Below are 17,240 nucleotides of genomic sequence, written 5' to 3'. Positions count from 1 at the left end.
GGATTCTAACCTACCGTTGAGAGTCTAGATAGAATGCACATGTTTCCATTCTCCCCCTGCCCATCTTCAGACGTTTCTGATGACTTCTCTTTAGAGACGCTGCTGACGACCAATCGTTTCGTGTTTTCTGCTGAATTAATGCTGTTGCACCCCCATGCGGCCTCATTAATGAAAGCGGCAAATCGCGCTGCACAGCATGTCAACATTGTCCAAATGAGCGATCGCTTGCTTCCTCAACCCCGCCTATCTAGCTCGGTGGCGACTCAATATATTCAACAGTTGGGGCTAGACTCGATCGTCGAACTGAGCCTTCAGAAATCTGACTTATACGATCAGCTATTCTGGCTTGCCAACGCTCAGATTCGCAATGTTTTGGTGTCGGATGGGTTTCCTGATTATCAGGGGAGCGATCGAGCCGTGAGGACGATTGCGGCGATCGCCCGATTTCGCTCAGAGGCAACCTTTTATGTTGGTGCGGTAGAAGTGCCTTGTCTGATGCCAGATATAGCCGAAAGCATGGCGCGATTGACGGCCAAAATTGACAGCGGAGCGCAGTTTATTCAGGTACGATCGCTGCTCAATCTAGAGGCAATGGAGCAATGGATGGCGGCCGTACGATCACGTCAACTGCACCAGCGCGCCCATTTCATCGTCTCAATTCTGCCATTTAACTCGCTAGAGCAACTTAGATTTCTACAATCTGGGCGAAATCATGCTTTCATCGGCATGGAATTTGGACAGCCCGAAAGTAACCTGCAACGTCTGCAAAACCTGATTGTCAACACTAGCGCGATCGAGGGGGTGTGCGGCATTCACCTGCGACTAAACGATCTGGGCATGGGCTGGAATCATCACAGATAAAGGCTACATAGACTGTTTGACAACGTTTCTCTAAAACTTATGGGCGTTTGTCAAGAATCTTACTCTCTATGATCTGCAACGCTTTTAGAATTCCTGGGTTTATCTACATTTTGATCAAAGGTTTGTTGGTGATGATCTCATTGAGGTGAATTTGACTTATGACACAGATACACGTTCGTCTTAATCGAAAAGCTCGCGTCTGCATTGGAGCAATTGCAACGTTAGCATTCACAACGCTAGGTTTTTCGCCGGATGGAATGGATTCTCAGGCAAGTTCGGTATCGATGCCGCTTTCATCAATATCTCATGTACTTCCACGTCAACAACGCCCTGTTTTGATGGCTCAATCACAGCCGAGAAGCGTACCATCTGCGATTCGGGCTGCCATTCTAAAAGATGTTTCTCAACGGTTAGAAACGCCGATTCAACGTTTAGAAGTGGTGCGATCCACTCGATTCACTTTTGGCAATTGGTGTCAGTTTAATTTTAGTGAAATTTGCACCACAGAGTTTGACCCTGTTCCAGGATGGAAAGTGGTGGTGAAAGTGCGTGATCAGGACTGGACTTATCATGGGAGTCGATCGGGATCTCTGCTCATTCTCGACCCCAAAATTGCGGTTAGGGCTGACCTGTCTGAGGCGATTCGCGATGCCGTTTTGAAGGATGCTGCCACTTGGTCACAGACAGATGCTGCTAACCTCCAGGTAGTCGATACGCGCAAAACAACCTGGGGCAACACTTGTGAATTTAGTTTTGGGCAAATTTGTCCGGCGATTTATCAGCCAGTGAGCGGCTGGGAAGTGTCCCTACAAAACAGTCCGGCTCGTTGGACATATCGCGTTTCTGACGATGCAAAAACAGTAATCTTAGATCGTCGCGCTGCTTTACCGTCTGACGTGGTGCAGGGAATTGTTCAAGATATCGTGCGGCAAAATCCGGCGATCGTCCCAGAGTCACTGCGGTTTATTGTGGTGCGAAGGAGTGCAACCCCGACTGCTCCACCAACCTGGCTCACTGTAGTCTCTAATGGTCGGCGACAGTGGGGCTATCGGGCCACAGAGCAACAGGTTCGACCTGTCCCAGTTAAAACTGTGCTGCTGGCTGGCAAGTCCTAAAAATGCCCGGAATTTGATGAAGTTTTTTCGCTTCGGTTGAAGATCGCGAAAGCTTCTTAAACCCTCTGAAGTTGGGACTTCGCATCAAAACTCTTGTCTGAAAGTCTTCCAGAATTGGCAGCTTGGGGGGCAGATGCTTGGCAACGAAGGAAGCGAAAAAACTTCGTCGAACTGACTATTGTTTCTAAACAACTGCCGCATTGTAAATCTTCTCATTAGCGGCGGCTGACTTAAACAGATCAACGATCGCATGAGGATAATCCACACCCAACCTCATCCCAAATCGCTGTTGCTCCACAGGAAGTAGCTTCCAGGGTTCATGCACTTTTGCAGCAGGAACATTTGCCAACTCTGGCAGCCAATGTTTTACATAATCACCTTGCGGGTCATAGTCTTTTGCCTGCTTGGTGATGTTAAAAAAGCGAAATCCACGGGCATCATTTCCCACGCCTGCGGTGTAATTCCAATTACCCCAATTGCTTGACACATCGTAATCGACCAGCAGCGACTCAAACCATTCGGCTCCCATTTGCCAGTTGATTCCCAGATTTTTGGTCAAGAAACTTGCCACATTTTGCCGTCCTCGATTAGACATAAAGCCCGTCGCCGCAATCTCTCGCATGTTGGCATCCACCAGCGGAAAGCCCGTTTTACCTGCGCGCCACAGATCAAATCGCGGCCAATCTTCCTTCCAGGGAATGGAAATGCCCCGCAGACCCGATCGCCGAAAAATCCGCGTCCCATGTTTGGCACAAATAAAGCGAAAGTAGTCTCTCCACAGCAATTCAAAAATCAGCCAGTAGGTTGAATCGTTCTTCACTCGCTGGCTTTCATACGCCTGCACCTGCCAATAGATTTCACGAGGCGACAAGCAGCCATGCGCCAACCACGCCGAAAACTTTGATGAATAGTCTCCGCCCAACATGCCGTTGCGAGTTTCTTTGTAAACCTTGAGGTGATCCTGCTGCCAAAAATAGTGATCTAATCGCGCCAGACCCGCCGTTTCGCCACCCCTAAAAGGAATCACGCCCCGCAGATCTGCAACCGGAGCCTCCAAGCCAAAATCAGCGATCGTCGGCACTTCTCCCACTGCGATCTCAGGCAATGCTGGCAAACTCGTCGGCGACGGAAATGCTGAATAGATGGTGGAAGACTTCTCGACCTGTTTGCGAAAGCTGGTAAACAATTCCGGTAGGTTTGCCAGCTCAAAAGGTAAGTCATCTGGATGGTAAAGCGTATGTCCCCAAAAAGAAGTTGTAGAAATTTTATCTGCCTTGAGCGCTGTTTCCAACGCTTTTTCAACCGCCACCTCTTCTGAAGTCGTTTCGCGATAGAAATAAATCGCCGTCACGCCCAGTTCTCTAACTAGTTCAGGAATCACGACTTCGGGCAAGCCTTTTCTTAAAATCAAATCGCTGCCGATCGCCCTCAGTCCCCGTCGTAAATCAGCGACGCTTTCTAGCAAAAACTGCGTCCGAAATGCCCCCGTTTTAGGAAATCCATAGGACGTAGTGCCAAACTGTCGCTCATCAAAACAATAAAGCGGAATCACCTGCGCTCCGATTTGAAGTGCTTTATACAAAGGCTCGTGATCGTGCAGTCGCAGATCATTGCGATACCAAACTAAAATTTTCTCCACCGTAAAACTGACCTTATCGTTTGCTCGCTTCCTCCCGATCGTAACGTTTCTTCAAGAAGATGTTCCCAAAAAAATAGAGGACGATCACAACGATCGCCCCCCACTTCGATAAAAATTAACCCCCACCAACGTCTTACGCAGTTAGCCAATTAGCGAAGTTTGTAGGGCTGCAACCGATTGAGCAACTAGCGGCAACACCGTAGATTGAACGACCTGTAGCGCCAAGATCGCCAAAATTGCAGAAATATCTAGCCCACCCAGCGGGGGAATAATTCGACGAAAAATATTTAAATAAGGGTCAGTCAGTTGCGCCAAAATCGAGAACGGAGGATTGTAAAAGTCAACCTGGGGAAACCACGTCAACAAAATCCGAATGAACAACAGCACCAAATAAATGCTGACAAATCGGCTAATCGTAATGATCAGTAGCTCTAGAGGGTTCATAGACTGACAGTTTCCTTTTGAGGTCTAGGGGTTTTCAGATTTGCTGATAGTTTAAGCGATCGCAGGCAATTTGTGACTACTCTCACGTAGCATTCTAGCGCTATGGCTCATCAGTCAGCGACCCTTCGCGATTGACCTCGATCGCCTGCCCATTAACATTACTCAACTGCTGCCGCACATCGTCGATCGCGTCATTCAATTGAGCAATTTTATCTTCGAGACTGCGCCGTGCCAGTTCGATATTCTGCTCAGTCGAGCCGCGCAGAGGGCGTTTTTTGCCTTTAGCCTTTATCTCTGGGGCATCTGCCTTCTTCAAAAGAGTCTCTTCTAAGGTTTCTTCTAGCCGCCGAGAAGTTAGCAGTGCGCCCAAAACGCCACCGACAACGCCACCGACGATCGCGCCCAACAAAAACCCACCCGAAAAATTATCTTGTTGACTCATCACTCACCAGGATTGGTCTTTTTTTGAGATGTCCAAGTCCCTTAAGCTTAAAGGAAAAAGGAGCCAAGGAAAAAGGAATCGCAAAAAATCACCTTCGTACAAGTTCTGACTCTCTGCGATCAGGTGCCAAACGAGCGATCGCCCGCATCGCCCAACCCTGGAACGATAAAGCCGCGTTCATTCAGCCCTTCATCGATCGCGGCAGTGTAGATATTGAGACTGGGGTAAGCCACGCTGAGTTTTTGCAAAGCAGGAGGAGCGGCCACCACTGCGACAATGCGAACCAGGGCAGGATTTACGCCTCGACTTATCAGTTCTTCCATTGCGGCGATCGTCGTGCCCCCGGTAGCCAGCATGGGATCGGTAATCAAAACGTGGGTTTGGGGATCAAACTGGGCGGGGAGCTTGTTGAGATAGCAGCTTGCTTCTAGAGTCTCCTCATTTCGCACCAGTCCCAGATGATAGATCGATGCCAACGGCAGGAGCTTCTGTGCGCCTTCTAACAGAGCCAGACCTGCTCTGAGAATGGGCACCACGACGATCGGAACTTCGGGATTGATAAAAGTAGCGGAACAGGGAGAAAGCGGGGTGTCGATCGTCGTCTCGATCGTCGGCATCCATTCTCGAATTGCTTCGTAAGTCAGCCATCTGCCCAACTCGGTCATGGCGCTGCGAAACAGGGCAGACGGCGTTCCAGAGTCGCGGGCTACACCCAACCAGTGCTTGATGAGGGGATGGGGAGGAACGTAGACGCGCAGTTGAAGTGTCATAAGGGAACGGGGGGTACTTCACAAGTCTGAAACATCATACTCTCTTCGTGCCGTTGTTTCAGGCAATTCTCCTAATATTTATGTAGAAAACCCAGTCAGTATTGTCAAGTTTTGCGCTTTTTGAAAAGAAAAATCTGAGAAACTTGTTGCTAAAAGTTCTCATTAGTGTTGACAAGATTTCTCAACAAGCTTATAGTTCCTTTAGTGTTCTCCTCTCTAGAGGATCGGCAAAGGGCGTAGGAAGTGATAAATTTCTTGCGTCCTATTTTTTTGGCGCGATCGTATTCGGCAAATCAAGGGCTTATGTGAACATGGCGATCGCATATCTTTCTACCGTAGGTTCAGAGCTTGAAGGACATAAGAGCCATCAGGCAATGGCCACTTCTCGCAAAAAGGACAGCAGTTCTCGATTCACCGTTTCGGGCGCTTCTTGTTGAATCCAATGGCCACAGTGAGGCAGCAGTTTGATTTTGCAGGGAGCCGCCACAAAGCGATCGAGTCCTTCTGCTAACTTGTGGCTCAAAAGAGAATCTTCTTCACCCCACAACACGAGAGTCGGGGCAGAGATCGGAGTGGGCGATCGCCAAAAATCTTGCACCCAATGCAGCGAAGTAAACAAGTGACGGTAATAGTTGATCGCCGCAGAAAGGGCACCGGGCTTATTTAACGCCGCCTTGTACTTCTGGGCATTTTCCTCAGTGAAGGCTCCTTTACGGATCGCCTGCTCCTGAAACATATTTTTGACGAAATTGTTCAAGTTTTGTTGAATTAACCACTCTGGCAGCCCTGGCACTTGAAACGCCAGCAAATACCAACTGCGACGAAATTGATCCAAATTACTGAGCATCTCGCGCACAAACCTTTGAGGATGAGGCGCACTAAGCAAGGCTAGTCGATCGAGCGACTGAGGAAATTTTTGAGCCAGATTCCAGGCGATGACACCGCCGTAGTCATGACCCACAATGTGAGCGCGATCGTAGCCTAAGTTTTCAATCAGACTGCGAACGTCGGTGCTTAACGTATCGAGATCATAGCCGCCTGCGGGCTTTTCAGAATCGTTGTAGCCTCGCAAATCGGGCACGACAACCTTAAAGTGACGAGCCAACGCCGGGATCTGATAGCGCCAAGAATACCAAAACTCAGGAAACCCATGCAGCAACAGAACGAGATCGCCTTCTCCCTGAGTCACATAGTGTAGACGAATGCGATTGGCTTCAATGAAGTGATGTTGCCACTCAGAATCGGGAACGGTCATAAGTATTAAGAGAGCAGCCGTCAGTCACGCCAGTTGCGCCTTGAGGGGTATGGGCTGCTTAAATCTGTAAACCCCGCTATCCAGATTATCACCAGAAGTTAGCATTCTGGACGAGGGGAAAACAGGGATGTGATAAATAGAGCACTCTAGCGAAAGCTTTGCTGACGCGATCGTCTAGTGGTAGCTTTCGGCAGGGAGCGTTGGACGATACTCAGAAGGCTTGACTTGGTATTTGACCAGGTTAGCGAGTTCTTGAAGTTGACTAATGGCTTCGGCCCCTTCGAGCTTCATGAGTTCTCGATCGTCGCGCATCTCAGTCCAGGTGATGCCATAATCAGACACCAAAAACCGAATCAGGTGATTGTTGCCCAGGCTGACCATAAAGGAAGCGCTATTCATCTGACCGCCACAGGTGTAGCACGAAGCCAGATACCCTCGGTTTTCCAGGACGGTGGCCAATGCCTGAAGATTCATCACGAGGTCTTGTACAAACTGTCTATGTTGCTCTGCAAGTCTTAGAAACACGATCGCCCTCCATTCACCACACCAATTCTAAACCTTTTCTTAAGATTTTAACGTTCCGTCCTCTGGTAACGTGGTGCCCTCTTTATAAATAAAATTCGAGGGATGTTAAAAAGGACACTGTAGTCCAGCTTGACTATCCTAGCCAAAGGATCACTGAAACAAAGTATCGACCACAACAAGTTTGGCAAATCTGAAGATTCTTCACTTTCTTATAAGAATTCTTTTAAGAAAGTCAATAAACTGATTGACGCAATCAAGGTTTCAAAGTTCCTCAAGCTGATAAAAGAAGTTAAAAAAGCCGTAGGGACACGACTTAAACCGCATCCCCACTCAAAGCTTCAATCGATTGACCGAGATTCCGGATAGGCGCTCTAATTGACCTGCCACCAGCCAAACAATGGCCCAACAAAGCGAATCGTAATCCACGCGACCACAAGCAACCCAATGCCAACCCATGCGCCCGTAGAACTCCAGTTTACAAACTGTTGAGCTTGCGTTTTGGTGAAAGGCACCCAGGGAGCAATTTTTGGCTCTTTGCCATAGTTTTCTCCCAACGTTTCTTTACGGCGTTTTGCGTCTCCCATTTTCTTAAATTAGATAGGGTTTGTACTGATAATAGCGCCCTGTTTGCGGAGTTTTGATGCTGGAATGTTGAGTTTTGCGTTGAGACGGGCTTGGGAAGTTGTTGGCAACCCGCTCCGATGCTGAAACCTTTTTGTAACTTCTCTTTAGAAAAAAATTCAAAGTTCCTAAGTTTTGTGGAAGGCACTGCCTAAAATTCTTCTTGCCAATCCTCTGGCGACTGGACAAACAAGCTGGGATCAAGATAATTGATCCGGGCGAGGGGGCTGAGGGCAGATAGGACTTGACTGCCATAGCTGCGATGAATCACGCGACTATCTAATAGAGCGACAACGCCTTGACAATCTCGGACTGGAGCGATCGCTCGCTGCAATTCACTCAAGGCTTCGGGTAGCAAATAGAGGCGAAACCAATCTTGACGCAGTTGTTTGTAGTAGGCAACGCGCCCAGCTACCAGGGGATGTTCGAGAGAAGGGATGGGCAGCGTGGCGATCGCCAATAAGTAGGGAGCCGGAAACACGCTCTGATGCTGTCGCCAAAACTCCCAACCTGTGACCAAAATGCCGTTTTCATCTAGACAGGTGCGCTCAACCTGGACTCTAGACCCAAATTCTGAGGCCAAAATTGAGCCAACCTGTGCTTTGAGCGGCGTGTCTCCGACCAAAATAACCGTGAGTCCCTGAGCGGCGGTGCTGGCACTGAGGAGCGATCGCAACTCCCTCAACAAAGCACTCTGAAACTGAGGCGTGTTGGGCATAGGAATGCCTTCGGGCTGGTAAAGCTGAATCAGGTCGTCCTGGCGATCGAGGGCAAACTTCAGACAGGTGAGGTCGTCCTCTAAGCCCATTCGTTGACGATAGCTGGTCGCGTCTGCATCCAAATCCAAAGCGCCTCCGATTAGTACGGTTGGCTGTTGTGACCAGACTCCTTTGAGCGCTGAAGCAATCTCCGTAGGCGTGCAGTGCAGAGAAAATTGTCCTAGAGACCGCACGATCGTTGCCCAGATTAGCTGATCGTCGGTTTGAGTTTGTTCAAAAAACCGATTCCAGGCGGGTGGGGCGCTGGCTGACTGATGCAGCGTTGTGTGCAGAACATCCAGAATTTCGCGATCGGGTTCCTCGATCAGATAGCATTCATAAGGATTAGCGGGGTGGTGAAAAATTGCTTTAGTCAACTGCACCCGTGCATCTCGGATGGCTTCGATCTGGTCAGGGCAGGCCAGCATCAAAGCATCCCAATCAGCAGAATTGAGACAAGTCGTGAGCTGCTGGCGCGTCCACAGTTCTAAATCATCGACCCCATCCAAAATGGTCGGAATGCCAGGGGGAAATCTGCCCTCATGATTGAGGCGATCGCTAATCCAGGCTTCTGGAGTGGTCAAAAGAATGCCTGCAAAGTCTGAAATCCAGCGATCGCCTGTTTGGATTGGTTTCGGCGTATCGATCCACTGTTTCAAACGCGGAATCTCGACCCTCAGCAATCGCTGCTGTACCGTTTCGGGAGCAACAACCACAACTGACCCTGGCCACATCAAAATCGGCACCAGATAGCTCAAACGATAGCGCCCATGATACCCAGAAGGTGCCCCGGTTTGAATCAGCGCACTGCGATCGATCCGTAGGGCCCGCGCCACTAATCGAGCCATCGTCAAATGGTGCGACCAATAGGGTTCGCCTTGCTCTCGCAAAAAAGCGCGTAGTTGCTGATGGACTTCTACCTCAATCACAGGCTTGGACTCTCGGCGTACTAATTGACCATTCTGACACAGAGACAAAAAACCCTGCGGACTTTAATTTGACCATAGCAGCCAGGATAAAACGAGGGATTGAGAACAGCACGAGACTTGGAGGAATCGCACGTTTTGCCAACGAACCCACGATCGCCAAAATCCGTCATAGCCTTTCAGGTAGATTGATGAAGGTCACTGAGCGTCTTTCCCCATGCAGATTCAACAAGGCTGGCAAAAGTATCTAAATCGGCTGGATCTGGACGCGATCGTCCCCCGCCCGATCGTCGCCATCATTGTCCTCAATAGCCTGATTTTCTTTGGATGCAGTAGTGTGCGTCATCTGCTGTTTCAATCAACTGCGCTGGATTTGGGCTATTTTGATCAAGCTGTTTATCTGATCAGCCAGGGGATCACGCCGATCGTCTCCTTTTGGGGCTATCACTTTATGGGCGGTCATGCCGATTGGATTCTCTACCTAGTCGCAGGATTCTACAAAATTTACCCCAGTGTGTACTGGCTGTTTGCGATTCAGGCGATTTCTCTGAGCATGGGGGCGCTACCCGTGTGGCATCTGGCGCGACAAGCGGGGCTAACTCGCTCTCAAGCACAGACGATCGCGCTGACTTATCTGCTCTATCCCTTGCTGTTTAACCTTAACCTGTTTGACTTTCACCCCGAAGTGATAGCGCTGCCGTTGATATTAACCTCGGTTTGGGCAGCCAGGAGCGATCGAGTAGGCTGGTTTACGGTCTGCATCATTTTGAGTCTCGGCTGTCGAGATGCCTTGTCACTAACCGTTGCAGCGATGGGCTTTTGGCTACTTGTCTTTGAGAAGAAACGCAAATGTGGCGCGATCGCCCTGCTGCTAGGCTCCATTTGGTTCGTTTTGGTGACTCAGGTGGTGATTCCTTCCTTTCGTCCAGGGGGCGTTGAATCTGTAGCGCGATATGGCTACCTGGGAGCGTCTCTACCAGAAGTGATCCAGAATTTGTTTCTCAAGCCCTGGTTGATTTTGGGCAAGATTTTCTCGATCGACACGCTGTTCTATTTATTTTTGCTACTGATCCCGATCGCCTGGGGGCTGTCACTTCGCCATCTTGCGCCTCTGGTTGCAGCTTTGCCTACCTTGGTTATCAACATTTTGTCAGAGTTAGAACTTCAGCGCGATTTACTGCACCAATACTCACTGCCAGTGCTGCCGGTTTTGATGCTGTCTGTGATCTCGGCAATGGCCGCCAACAAGTTCTGGATCAAACCTCTACGGGCGATCGTTCTCTGGTCACTGGTCGCTTTTTTGGCCTTGGCGAAGTACGGGTTTTTTGCCGGAAAGTACCTCGATCGGCTCGATACCTGGCAGGCTACTAGAGCCGCGATCGCGCAAGTCACGACCAAAGGGGCTGTTTTGACCACAAGCTACATCGCTCCTCACCTGACCCATCGCCCTTTGTTGGAGTACACCAAACTGATTGCTCCGCCTGCTCAGGTAGATTCCTTTGACTATGTGTTGCTCAACTTGCAGCATCCCGGATGGGCGAGCAGTTTAGAACTGGCAAATCAAGTCTTACAGTTGACTCAAAGTAATTCACAATTTCGGCTGAAATACCAGCGCGATCGCGTCTACTTATTTGAGAGAAAGCGCTGACGATTCGTAGATCAACCCGCCTCAAAGCTGCGAAGTTCTGTTCAAATCGACGGTTCCCCACCACCCTGAAAATTTCTCAAGAATTTAAGAAACTTTGCCCTTCTTGAGTCCCATGTGAAGCTTTCGCGAAGAAACATTCTGTTACGGTTGTCAAGCCTCCTGCGTCTAGTGTTTTATGCAACAGTAGTGAAGCGAAATCACCCACATGGGTGAATTGACAATCCCCTCCTTAGTCAGCCAACATTTGAGATTCCAGCCCATTTGCATGTGCCGTTTGTCAGGTTTTGTCAGGGTTTGAGGGTCTGGCGACTCTAATTTGATTTGTTGTCGCATCGCAGTTACTTCTTAAGCGCATACTATGGTAAACCTGCAACAGTCCGGTAATGTAGATCACTACGCTCTGGACTTTCTCAAAGAAAACCCGGACATCTCTCGATCGCTCCTTGCAGATTGCGACCACGATTTTGATCAAGTTTCGACCTTTGTGGGGCCGATCGTTCAAGCTTCCAAACGCTGTCCTGCGTCTTACTACATTCAAGCAGCGACCACTGGGAGAACGGCCTTTTTAACCACCAACCTGTTTGACCTCGAAGAAGCACGGGTGACAGAAATTGCTTCAACCTGGCTGATTGGTCGCAGTCGAAACTGTGCGATCGCTGTTCCCAATCCCTCTATTTCTCGGTGTCACGCCGTCATTGGTCACAGTCCTCTAGAAGGGTTTTATGTGATGGATGTAGGCAGCAGCAATGGCACGTTTATTAACCGTCATCGCCTCCCTACATTAGAGCGGCGCACGCTTCAAGATGGCGATCTGGTGTCTCTGAGCCACATCCACGTCGAGTTTTTTGTCGTCAGCAACAAGAAAAACCTATCGGGTCTGGTTGGAGGGACGCGATCGTAGTTTTTTCAAGCGCTACCAAATGTGCAACATGCGATAGAACAATTCCCTCGTGGTCGCCTCTAAACTTTAAATTTAGGGTGAAACGGGGGAGTTTCCTTTGCAGGGATGTTTAACGCTTAAGGTCTTTTGAAAGCTACCCGATTTGCCAGGTCGTTTCTTGAACCCCGATCTCTTCGAGTTACCCGCAAGGGGTCGCTTCGAGTTACCCGCAAGGGGTCGCGCCTCAACCCACTGCTTGCTGAACAGCTTGCTGCGTCACTTCTTGAAACTGGATGATGTCTTGTCTGGGGTCAACGTGACTGACTCTGAGATCGAGGCGATCACCTGGCTCTATCGATCGACCAAATCGGATCGGTAGCTCCAGACCCAAATCTTCTAGTAAGACAAGCCCCAAATTTTCGTGCTCTCTCAGCCATCTCAGCATCAAGGCTTGCCAGACTTCATCAGAGTGACGACGCAGAAACTCTAGTCCCCAGTAGCGATTAGTTTGTCGCTCTACTAGTGAAGCTTCCTGGACGGTGCTGCTGATGGTGAGCATCAAGTCCTTTACCTCGTCGGGCGAAAATGGCAGGTCGGCCCCTCTTAAATGCGCCTTGATCTGAAAATGCGTCAGCAAATCGCTGTAGCGACGAATTGGAGACGTGACTTGAGTGTAGTTGTCTAACCCCAAGCTGGCATGACGCGCAGGCGTGATCGACAGTTCGCTACGAGGCATACAGCGGCGAATTGCACAAGAGCGAACCGGGCCCGCAGGTAGCTGCAAAAGCTCACTTTCGGACGGCAACTCCGGTTGGGGCTGGGCGCGAAAAGGCATCGGCAGGCTGTGGTCTCGACCATAACGAGCGGCCACCTCTCCCGCTAAAATCATCATTTCTGCAACCAACTGACGCGCCCTCGAATCTTCGAGCAGTTGAATCGTGATCTCGTCACTTTCGCTGCTCACCTTGATCGAAGACTCTGGCATGTGGATGCTGATCGCTCCTTGAGACTGTCTCCAGGCTTCTCGACGTTTGGCCCACTTGGCGATCGCTTCCAATTCAGACTCGGCCTGTACGCCCCACTGCAACATCTCATCGACATCATCGTAGGTCAGGCGATAGGTGGCTTTGATCAGACTGGTGTGAATGCTGTAGTCTTGTACGCCTCCAGACTCATCTAAAATGACGCTGAAGCTTAACGCGCAAGACACTCTCCCTTGATTGAGGCTCATCGGGCCGGTCGCCAACTCTGACGGAAACATGGGGATCATTCCCGTTGGCAGATAGATCGTGGTAATTCGACGACGCGCTTCTAGATCTAAATCGTCTCCAGGCATCAGCCAGCGAGTCGGGTCGGCAATGTGAATCCACAGGCGATGCTGACCGTCAGGCAAAACTTCGAGACTTAAGCCGTCGTCAATCTCACGGGTGCTTTCGTCGTCGATTGTATATACCTTCAAGTGAGTCAGGTCTAAGCGATCGGCGTTGAGATCAGCAGGTGGAAACTCCAAACGATTATGCGACACTTCCAGAACCTTTGTAGAAAAATGAGTTGGGATCTGGCTACGCCGCAGAAATAGATTCTCGTGGGGACTCCACAAACCCAAATCGACGAGAAGTTGCCATGCAGCCTGGGGGGTTTCCGGCCGTTTCAGTGCTGCCAGTGTTTCGAGGGCAGGAGTCCGATGGGAGGCCTCTTCTCCCAGGGTAGCAAATCGCTCTAGGGCATCAAGTCGGGATCGATCGCTCACTTGCCATTCAGCCGTATTGCCCTGAAGAACGGTTTGGACGCGATCGAGAAAACTTTGCCACTCGCGCTGGCGTTGGGCTTCCATCTCGATCTGGTGCTTCAGTTCGGCAACCTGGCTGGCGGGACGAGGTTCGTAGCGATCGCCCTTCTGCTTAAAGTAAAGCTTATCTTCGGAGAGCAAACAGTAAGCTGCGTAGCACAATGGTGCCGTTTGGTCAGAAAATAGCAGCATGGCCATTTCTGATGGCTCTGTCGTGTCGCCCGTTTCGCTGAGGATCTCCCACGCAACCTCTAGACTAGAGGGGTCGAGATAGGGCTGAATCTCCCGCAAAAATTTGGGAATGTCGGAAAACTTGTAGGTTTCTTCAGCGACTTCGCAGGTGATCTGGCGAGGGTGGAGGGTGTGGGGTTGGCCCCGATCGTCGATCACAATCCAGTGTTTTTTACCTTCTGGACGATCGGCAACGGCGAGGCGGCGCTCTCCATTTAAACGAAATTCGACTAGGGTGCCCTTCTCCATCGAAGTCTATTCACTATGGGGGTTAAAGTGTCAACTGCAATCTGGGTGCCTGATATCGGCGAAAGCGTTTCACACCCTACACCTTAACACCCCACGAATTACCCTTCTTGATTGATGAAGGGAAGTAACGCAACAATTCTGGCCCGTTTGATCGCGGTGGTCAGATTGCGCTGCTGCTTGGCGGTCAGGCCGGTGATCCGACGGGGAAGGATCTTGCCTCGTTCGGTGATGAATTTACGCAATAAATCGACATCTTTGTAGTCGATCGGTTCTTCGGGCTTGAGGGGTGAAACGCGGCGACGGTAATAGCTCATAGGAATCCTAAAGGTAAGGGTGGTCAGTGGTCAGTAGCCAAACGTGACTACGGGCAAAAAGTTACCAGCTTGTTGCTAACGGCAGTCTATTTGATTTCTTTGTGGTCGGTGTGCTTGTTGCAGTGGGGGCAAAACTTTTTGAGTTCTAGGCGGGCAGTGGTGTTGCGACGGTTCTTCATGGTGGTGTAACGGGAGACACCGGGAGAACGTTTGTCAGGATTGGTGCGACATTCGGTACATTCCAGCGTAATGATGATTCTTACGCCCTTATTCTTAGCCATAGTGGACAGCCCAGATGGAGAAATTTGATTTAGACACGAAGGACTATTATCACATACGGTGACGGACTTGGACAATCAGACGTTTAAGGGGATTTCTAGCTAAGAAGTTACTAATCTCGAAAAGCCCCCTAAATCTCGCAATTCTGGGGGACTTTGAGTTTCAAAAGCCCTCTCGCTGTGTTCAAGATTCATTGAGTTGGGAGAGGGTTTTGCGGCGATCGGGTTCCCTGGGGTGCGATCGGTCTTCTTGGATGGGGTCGAAGACGACGCAGAATTTTGATTGGGGTTCGAGTCGTTGGAGGGCGCGGCAATAATGGTCGGCGTTGGAGGGGGATCGGTGACGGGCAAGGGTAATGCGTTGCATGTTTGGCAGCAGGCGCATCACGGCCCAAGGCTCTAGGCGTTGTTTGTAGTGCATAATAATGACGTTCCATGACAAGTGGATCTGTGAGCCAGTCCGAAGGCTTTTCCAGGGCGCGGACTGGTTCTTAACAGGGGGTGAACTCGATGAATCTTTTCGCTTCGGTTACAGATCTTGGAAGCCCCCTAAATCCCCCACAAGTGAGGGACTTTGAGCCGGAAATCTTAGATTGAAGTTCCCCAGAATTGGGGGGTTGGGGGGCTGAAGGGCTGAACAACGAAGCGAAAAAACTGTCGAATTCACGTTAACAAAGGGTGGATAACAGTAGCGTCAACTGACAACAGTCTATCTTTGATGAAGTCATTTGACAACATTATTTAGTCAAAAGGCTCTGTCACAGTTCAGCGAATGGGAAAAGCAGGGAATGCCCTCAGACAAGTGCTAACGACCTATGGGATTAGCCAGAATCAACTTGCAATCACGATGGGAATTCATCGCGGTGTGATGAGTCGTTGGGTCAGTGAAGACAGAGATCCGTTGGCAGAAGCTTTGTTTGAGATCTATCGGGCGTTGCGAAGGCTCAATCCGGCGGCGGCTGAGGAATTTATTCGCCTGTTTCTTGAAGATGCACGGAATGATGAGAGTTAACCAGGGAACGAACTCTATGTAAATCGAAGCTACTGCCTTCTGAATTCAGCCGATCGCACCTCAAACAGGAACAATTGCACCTCAAACAGGAACGATCGCACTCAGAACTCAAATAATCGTGTTCGGAACTCAAACGATCGTGTTCGGAACTCAAACGATCGCGTTTCACGCTCAAAGCAAACACAAACAGAATCGCTTCATTGCCTCTTGCCGAACGGCCGCCTATCACAGTCGATTTCGCCAGTTCAAAGATGTGGAGATGGCGGATTTTGACGATGTTCAGATTCAGCAGTTCATTACCAACTGGTTTCAGAGCGAACAGGACAAGCAATTTGGCATAGCCGAGAAGTGTTGGGAGCGATTGCAGGAGCCTGAATACTCAGCCACCAAGGAACTTGCTCAAACGCCGCTGTTGTTGACCCTGTTGTGTCTCGTTTTCGACGACTCGCAAGCCTTTCCCAAGAATAGGGCTGTTCTCTATGGCGATGTGCTAGATGTTTTGCTGAAGAAGTGGGCAGCCGAAAAGCGCATTCAACGCGATCCGATCTACAAAGATTTGAGCGTGGCACTCGAAGAAATGATGTTGGGAGAGATTGCTTATGCGGGGTTTGTGAGGAATCGCCTTTTCTTCTCCAGACGTGAAGTCGTCCAGCAAATTTGTACGTTTTTAGAGAGCAATCTCAACGCGCCAAAACACTTAGATGGCAAAGAAGTCTTAAAAGCAATCCAAATTCAGCAGGGAATCTTAGTCGAACGTGCCGCAGATGTCCTCTCGTTTTCCCACCTCACCATTCAGGAGTATCTCGTCGCTCAACACATTGCCGACCATAACTTGATTGAGGAATTGGTTGCAGGAAATATTGCAGAAAGACGCTGGCGAGATGTCGCCCAAAACCTGGGAAGCGATCGAATCCCGAATGCTCACCGTGGGAGAATTACAGGAATAGCCAAATGCTTCCAAAATGCCATGTCAAAGAAACGCAAACTCCTGGAAAAAATCCTTGCTGGCTCCAAAAATATCCAATTCGATGAACTCGTTTCCCTCATCGAAGCATTTGGCTTCACATTGTCACGAATTAGCGGCAGTCATCACATTTTTACTCATCCTGACATTCCCGAAATTGTCAACATTCAAAACAAAAAAGGAAAAGCCATCCCCTACCAAGTTCACCAATTTATCATCTTGATTGAAGAATACGCCCTTACACTGGAAACGAAGACAGGTGAAGACGAGCCATGAAAGACTATCACATCAACATCTTCTACCGTGAAGAAGACGAAGGGTATATCGCCGACATTCCCGACCTGAAATACTGTTCCGCCTTTGGTGAAACCGTTGAAGAAGCCGTTCACGAAGTCTTGATAGCAAAAGCAGCTTGGCTAGAAACCGCGAAAGCAGAAGGCAAACCCATTCCCACCCCAAAATATCGCCCTGCCATCTATCAATTTGCATCCTGACTCATGCTTTCAAGCCACTGATCGC

Annotated in this window: 19 protein-coding genes; 7 read left to right on the top strand and 12 right to left on the bottom strand. The window is 49.7% G+C overall.

What is annotated here, in order from left to right; translation table 11 throughout:
- The first annotated feature begins 39 nt into the window (after window positions 1-39).
- The gene (locus ACKFKH_RS00885) at window positions 40-861 is read left to right on the top strand and encodes a methylenetetrahydrofolate reductase (RefSeq protein WP_446856329.1); all 822 of its coding nucleotides are present in this window, start codon (window positions 40-42) and stop codon (window positions 859-861) included.
- A gap of 158 nt (window positions 862-1,019) precedes the next feature.
- On the top strand, window positions 1,020-1,976 hold the full coding sequence (locus tag ACKFKH_RS00880; protein WP_446856328.1) for a hypothetical protein: 957 nt from the start codon (window positions 1,020-1,022) through the stop codon (window positions 1,974-1,976).
- 184 nt (window positions 1,977-2,160) lie between these two features.
- Here ACKFKH_RS00880 and ACKFKH_RS00875 read toward each other — a convergent pair whose 3' ends face one another.
- The 8 genes from ACKFKH_RS00875 to ACKFKH_RS00840 form a co-directional block, all read right to left on the bottom strand.
- Window positions 2,161-3,615, bottom strand: a complete 1,455-nt coding sequence (locus ACKFKH_RS00875) for a DASH family cryptochrome (RefSeq protein WP_446856327.1) — start codon at window positions 3,613-3,615, stop codon at window positions 2,161-2,163.
- A gap of 141 nt (window positions 3,616-3,756) precedes the next feature.
- Window positions 3,757-4,059, bottom strand: a complete 303-nt coding sequence (locus ACKFKH_RS00870; protein ID WP_446856326.1) for a YggT family protein — start codon at window positions 4,057-4,059, stop codon at window positions 3,757-3,759.
- Between the two features lie 100 nt (window positions 4,060-4,159).
- Window positions 4,160-4,501, bottom strand: a complete 342-nt coding sequence (locus ACKFKH_RS00865) for a hypothetical protein (protein ID WP_446856325.1) — start codon at window positions 4,499-4,501, stop codon at window positions 4,160-4,162.
- Window positions 4,502-4,620: 119 nt separating this feature from the next.
- Entirely contained in the window at window positions 4,621-5,271 is a 651-nt protein-coding gene (gene upp / locus ACKFKH_RS00860; protein WP_446856324.1) for a uracil phosphoribosyltransferase, read from the bottom strand.
- Window positions 5,272-5,638: 367 nt separating this feature from the next.
- Complete coding sequence (locus tag ACKFKH_RS00855; RefSeq protein WP_446856323.1) at window positions 5,639-6,526, bottom strand: alpha/beta fold hydrolase; 888 nt, start codon at window positions 6,524-6,526, stop codon at window positions 5,639-5,641.
- A 174-nt stretch (window positions 6,527-6,700) separates the two neighbouring features.
- Window positions 6,701-7,051 (bottom strand): DUF1815 family protein, encoded by a 351-nt coding sequence (locus tag ACKFKH_RS00850; protein ID WP_446856322.1) that lies wholly within the window; start codon window positions 7,049-7,051, stop codon window positions 6,701-6,703.
- A 371-nt stretch (window positions 7,052-7,422) separates the two neighbouring features.
- Window positions 7,423-7,635, bottom strand: a complete 213-nt coding sequence (locus ACKFKH_RS00845) for a DUF2839 domain-containing protein (RefSeq protein ID WP_446856321.1) — start codon at window positions 7,633-7,635, stop codon at window positions 7,423-7,425.
- Window positions 7,636-7,823: 188 nt separating this feature from the next.
- Window positions 7,824-9,407 (bottom strand): ATP-dependent DNA helicase, encoded by a 1,584-nt coding sequence (locus ACKFKH_RS00840; protein WP_446856320.1) that lies wholly within the window; start codon window positions 9,405-9,407, stop codon window positions 7,824-7,826.
- 166 nt (window positions 9,408-9,573) lie between these two features.
- Between ACKFKH_RS00840 and ACKFKH_RS00835 the strand changes: the two genes are divergently transcribed.
- Window positions 9,574-11,004 carry a DUF2079 domain-containing protein gene (locus tag ACKFKH_RS00835; RefSeq protein ID WP_446856319.1) on the top strand — a complete coding sequence of 477 codons (1,431 nt, stop codon included), beginning with the start codon at window positions 9,574-9,576 and terminating at the stop codon, window positions 11,002-11,004.
- Window positions 11,005-11,362: 358 nt separating this feature from the next.
- On the top strand, window positions 11,363-11,905 hold the full coding sequence (locus tag ACKFKH_RS00830; protein ID WP_446856318.1) for an FHA domain-containing protein: 543 nt from the start codon (window positions 11,363-11,365) through the stop codon (window positions 11,903-11,905).
- A 223-nt stretch (window positions 11,906-12,128) separates the two neighbouring features.
- Here the strand turns inward: ACKFKH_RS00830 and ACKFKH_RS00825 are convergent, their stop codons facing one another.
- From ACKFKH_RS00825 to ACKFKH_RS00810, 4 genes are all read right to left on the bottom strand, one after another.
- Window positions 12,129-14,153, bottom strand: a complete 2,025-nt coding sequence (locus ACKFKH_RS00825; protein ID WP_446856317.1) for a ribonuclease catalytic domain-containing protein — start codon at window positions 14,151-14,153, stop codon at window positions 12,129-12,131.
- Between the two features lie 98 nt (window positions 14,154-14,251).
- On the bottom strand, window positions 14,252-14,467 hold the full coding sequence (rpsR, locus tag ACKFKH_RS00820) for a 30S ribosomal protein S18 (protein WP_446856316.1): 216 nt from the start codon (window positions 14,465-14,467) through the stop codon (window positions 14,252-14,254).
- Window positions 14,468-14,553: 86 nt separating this feature from the next.
- A complete protein-coding gene (gene rpmG, locus ACKFKH_RS00815; RefSeq protein WP_446856315.1) occupies window positions 14,554-14,748 on the bottom strand; it encodes a 50S ribosomal protein L33 in 195 nt (64 codons plus the stop codon).
- Between the two features lie 181 nt (window positions 14,749-14,929).
- Complete coding sequence (locus tag ACKFKH_RS00810) at window positions 14,930-15,166, bottom strand: hypothetical protein (protein WP_446856314.1); 237 nt, start codon at window positions 15,164-15,166, stop codon at window positions 14,930-14,932.
- A 351-nt stretch (window positions 15,167-15,517) separates the two neighbouring features.
- On the opposite strand from ACKFKH_RS00810, the gene ACKFKH_RS00805 reads away from it, so the two are divergent.
- The 3 genes from ACKFKH_RS00805 to ACKFKH_RS00795 all read left to right on the top strand — a co-directional run bounded on the left by ACKFKH_RS00805 (window position 15,518) and on the right by ACKFKH_RS00795 (window position 17,215).
- Window positions 15,518-15,757 carry a helix-turn-helix domain-containing protein gene (locus tag ACKFKH_RS00805; RefSeq protein WP_446856313.1) on the top strand — a complete coding sequence of 80 codons (240 nt, stop codon included), beginning with the start codon at window positions 15,518-15,520 and terminating at the stop codon, window positions 15,755-15,757.
- A 118-nt stretch (window positions 15,758-15,875) separates the two neighbouring features.
- Complete coding sequence (locus ACKFKH_RS00800) at window positions 15,876-16,997, top strand: type II toxin-antitoxin system HicA family toxin (protein WP_446856312.1); 1,122 nt, start codon at window positions 15,876-15,878, stop codon at window positions 16,995-16,997.
- Window positions 16,994-17,215 (top strand): type II toxin-antitoxin system HicB family antitoxin, encoded by a 222-nt coding sequence (locus tag ACKFKH_RS00795; protein WP_446856311.1) that lies wholly within the window; start codon window positions 16,994-16,996, stop codon window positions 17,213-17,215. The genes ACKFKH_RS00800 and ACKFKH_RS00795 overlap by 4 nt, the downstream gene beginning before the upstream one ends.
- Window positions 17,216-17,240: the final 25 nt, after the last annotated feature.

It is taken from the genome of Phormidesmis sp. 146-20, from assembly GCF_052939475.1.
This window is presented reverse-complemented; position numbering and strand designations above follow the sequence as displayed.

Bases quoted from the DNA above. Each gene is read 5' to 3' on its own strand.
- rpsR (WP_446856316.1), bottom strand. From the start codon at position 14,467: ATGAGCTATTACCGTCGCCGCGTTTCACCCCTCAAGCCCGAAGAACCG.
- ACKFKH_RS00845 (WP_446856321.1), bottom strand. From the start codon at position 7,635: ATGGGAGACGCAAAACGCCGTAAAGAAACGTTGGGAGAAAACTATGGC.
- rpmG (WP_446856315.1), bottom strand. From the start codon at position 14,748: ATGGCTAAGAATAAGGGCGTAAGAATCATCATTACGCTGGAATGTACC.
- ACKFKH_RS00795 (WP_446856311.1), top strand. From the start codon at position 16,994: ATGAAAGACTATCACATCAACATCTTCTACCGTGAAGAAGACGAAGGG.
- ACKFKH_RS00870 (WP_446856326.1), bottom strand. From the start codon at position 4,059: ATGAACCCTCTAGAGCTACTGATCATTACGATTAGCCGATTTGTCAGC.
- ACKFKH_RS00855 (WP_446856323.1), bottom strand. From the start codon at position 6,526: ATGACCGTTCCCGATTCTGAGTGGCAACATCACTTCATTGAAGCCAAT.
- ACKFKH_RS00805 (WP_446856313.1), top strand. From the start codon at position 15,518: ATGGGAAAAGCAGGGAATGCCCTCAGACAAGTGCTAACGACCTATGGG.
- ACKFKH_RS00885 (WP_446856329.1), top strand. From the start codon at position 40: ATGTTTCCATTCTCCCCCTGCCCATCTTCAGACGTTTCTGATGACTTC.
- ACKFKH_RS00825 (WP_446856317.1), bottom strand. From the start codon at position 14,153: ATGGAGAAGGGCACCCTAGTCGAATTTCGTTTAAATGGAGAGCGCCGC.
- ACKFKH_RS00865 (WP_446856325.1), bottom strand. From the start codon at position 4,501: ATGAGTCAACAAGATAATTTTTCGGGTGGGTTTTTGTTGGGCGCGATC.
- ACKFKH_RS00835 (WP_446856319.1), top strand. From the start codon at position 9,574: ATGCAGATTCAACAAGGCTGGCAAAAGTATCTAAATCGGCTGGATCTG.
- ACKFKH_RS00810 (WP_446856314.1), bottom strand. From the start codon at position 15,166: ATGCACTACAAACAACGCCTAGAGCCTTGGGCCGTGATGCGCCTGCTG.
- ACKFKH_RS00880 (WP_446856328.1), top strand. From the start codon at position 1,020: ATGACACAGATACACGTTCGTCTTAATCGAAAAGCTCGCGTCTGCATT.
- upp (WP_446856324.1), bottom strand. From the start codon at position 5,271: ATGACACTTCAACTGCGCGTCTACGTTCCTCCCCATCCCCTCATCAAG.
- ACKFKH_RS00830 (WP_446856318.1), top strand. From the start codon at position 11,363: ATGGTAAACCTGCAACAGTCCGGTAATGTAGATCACTACGCTCTGGAC.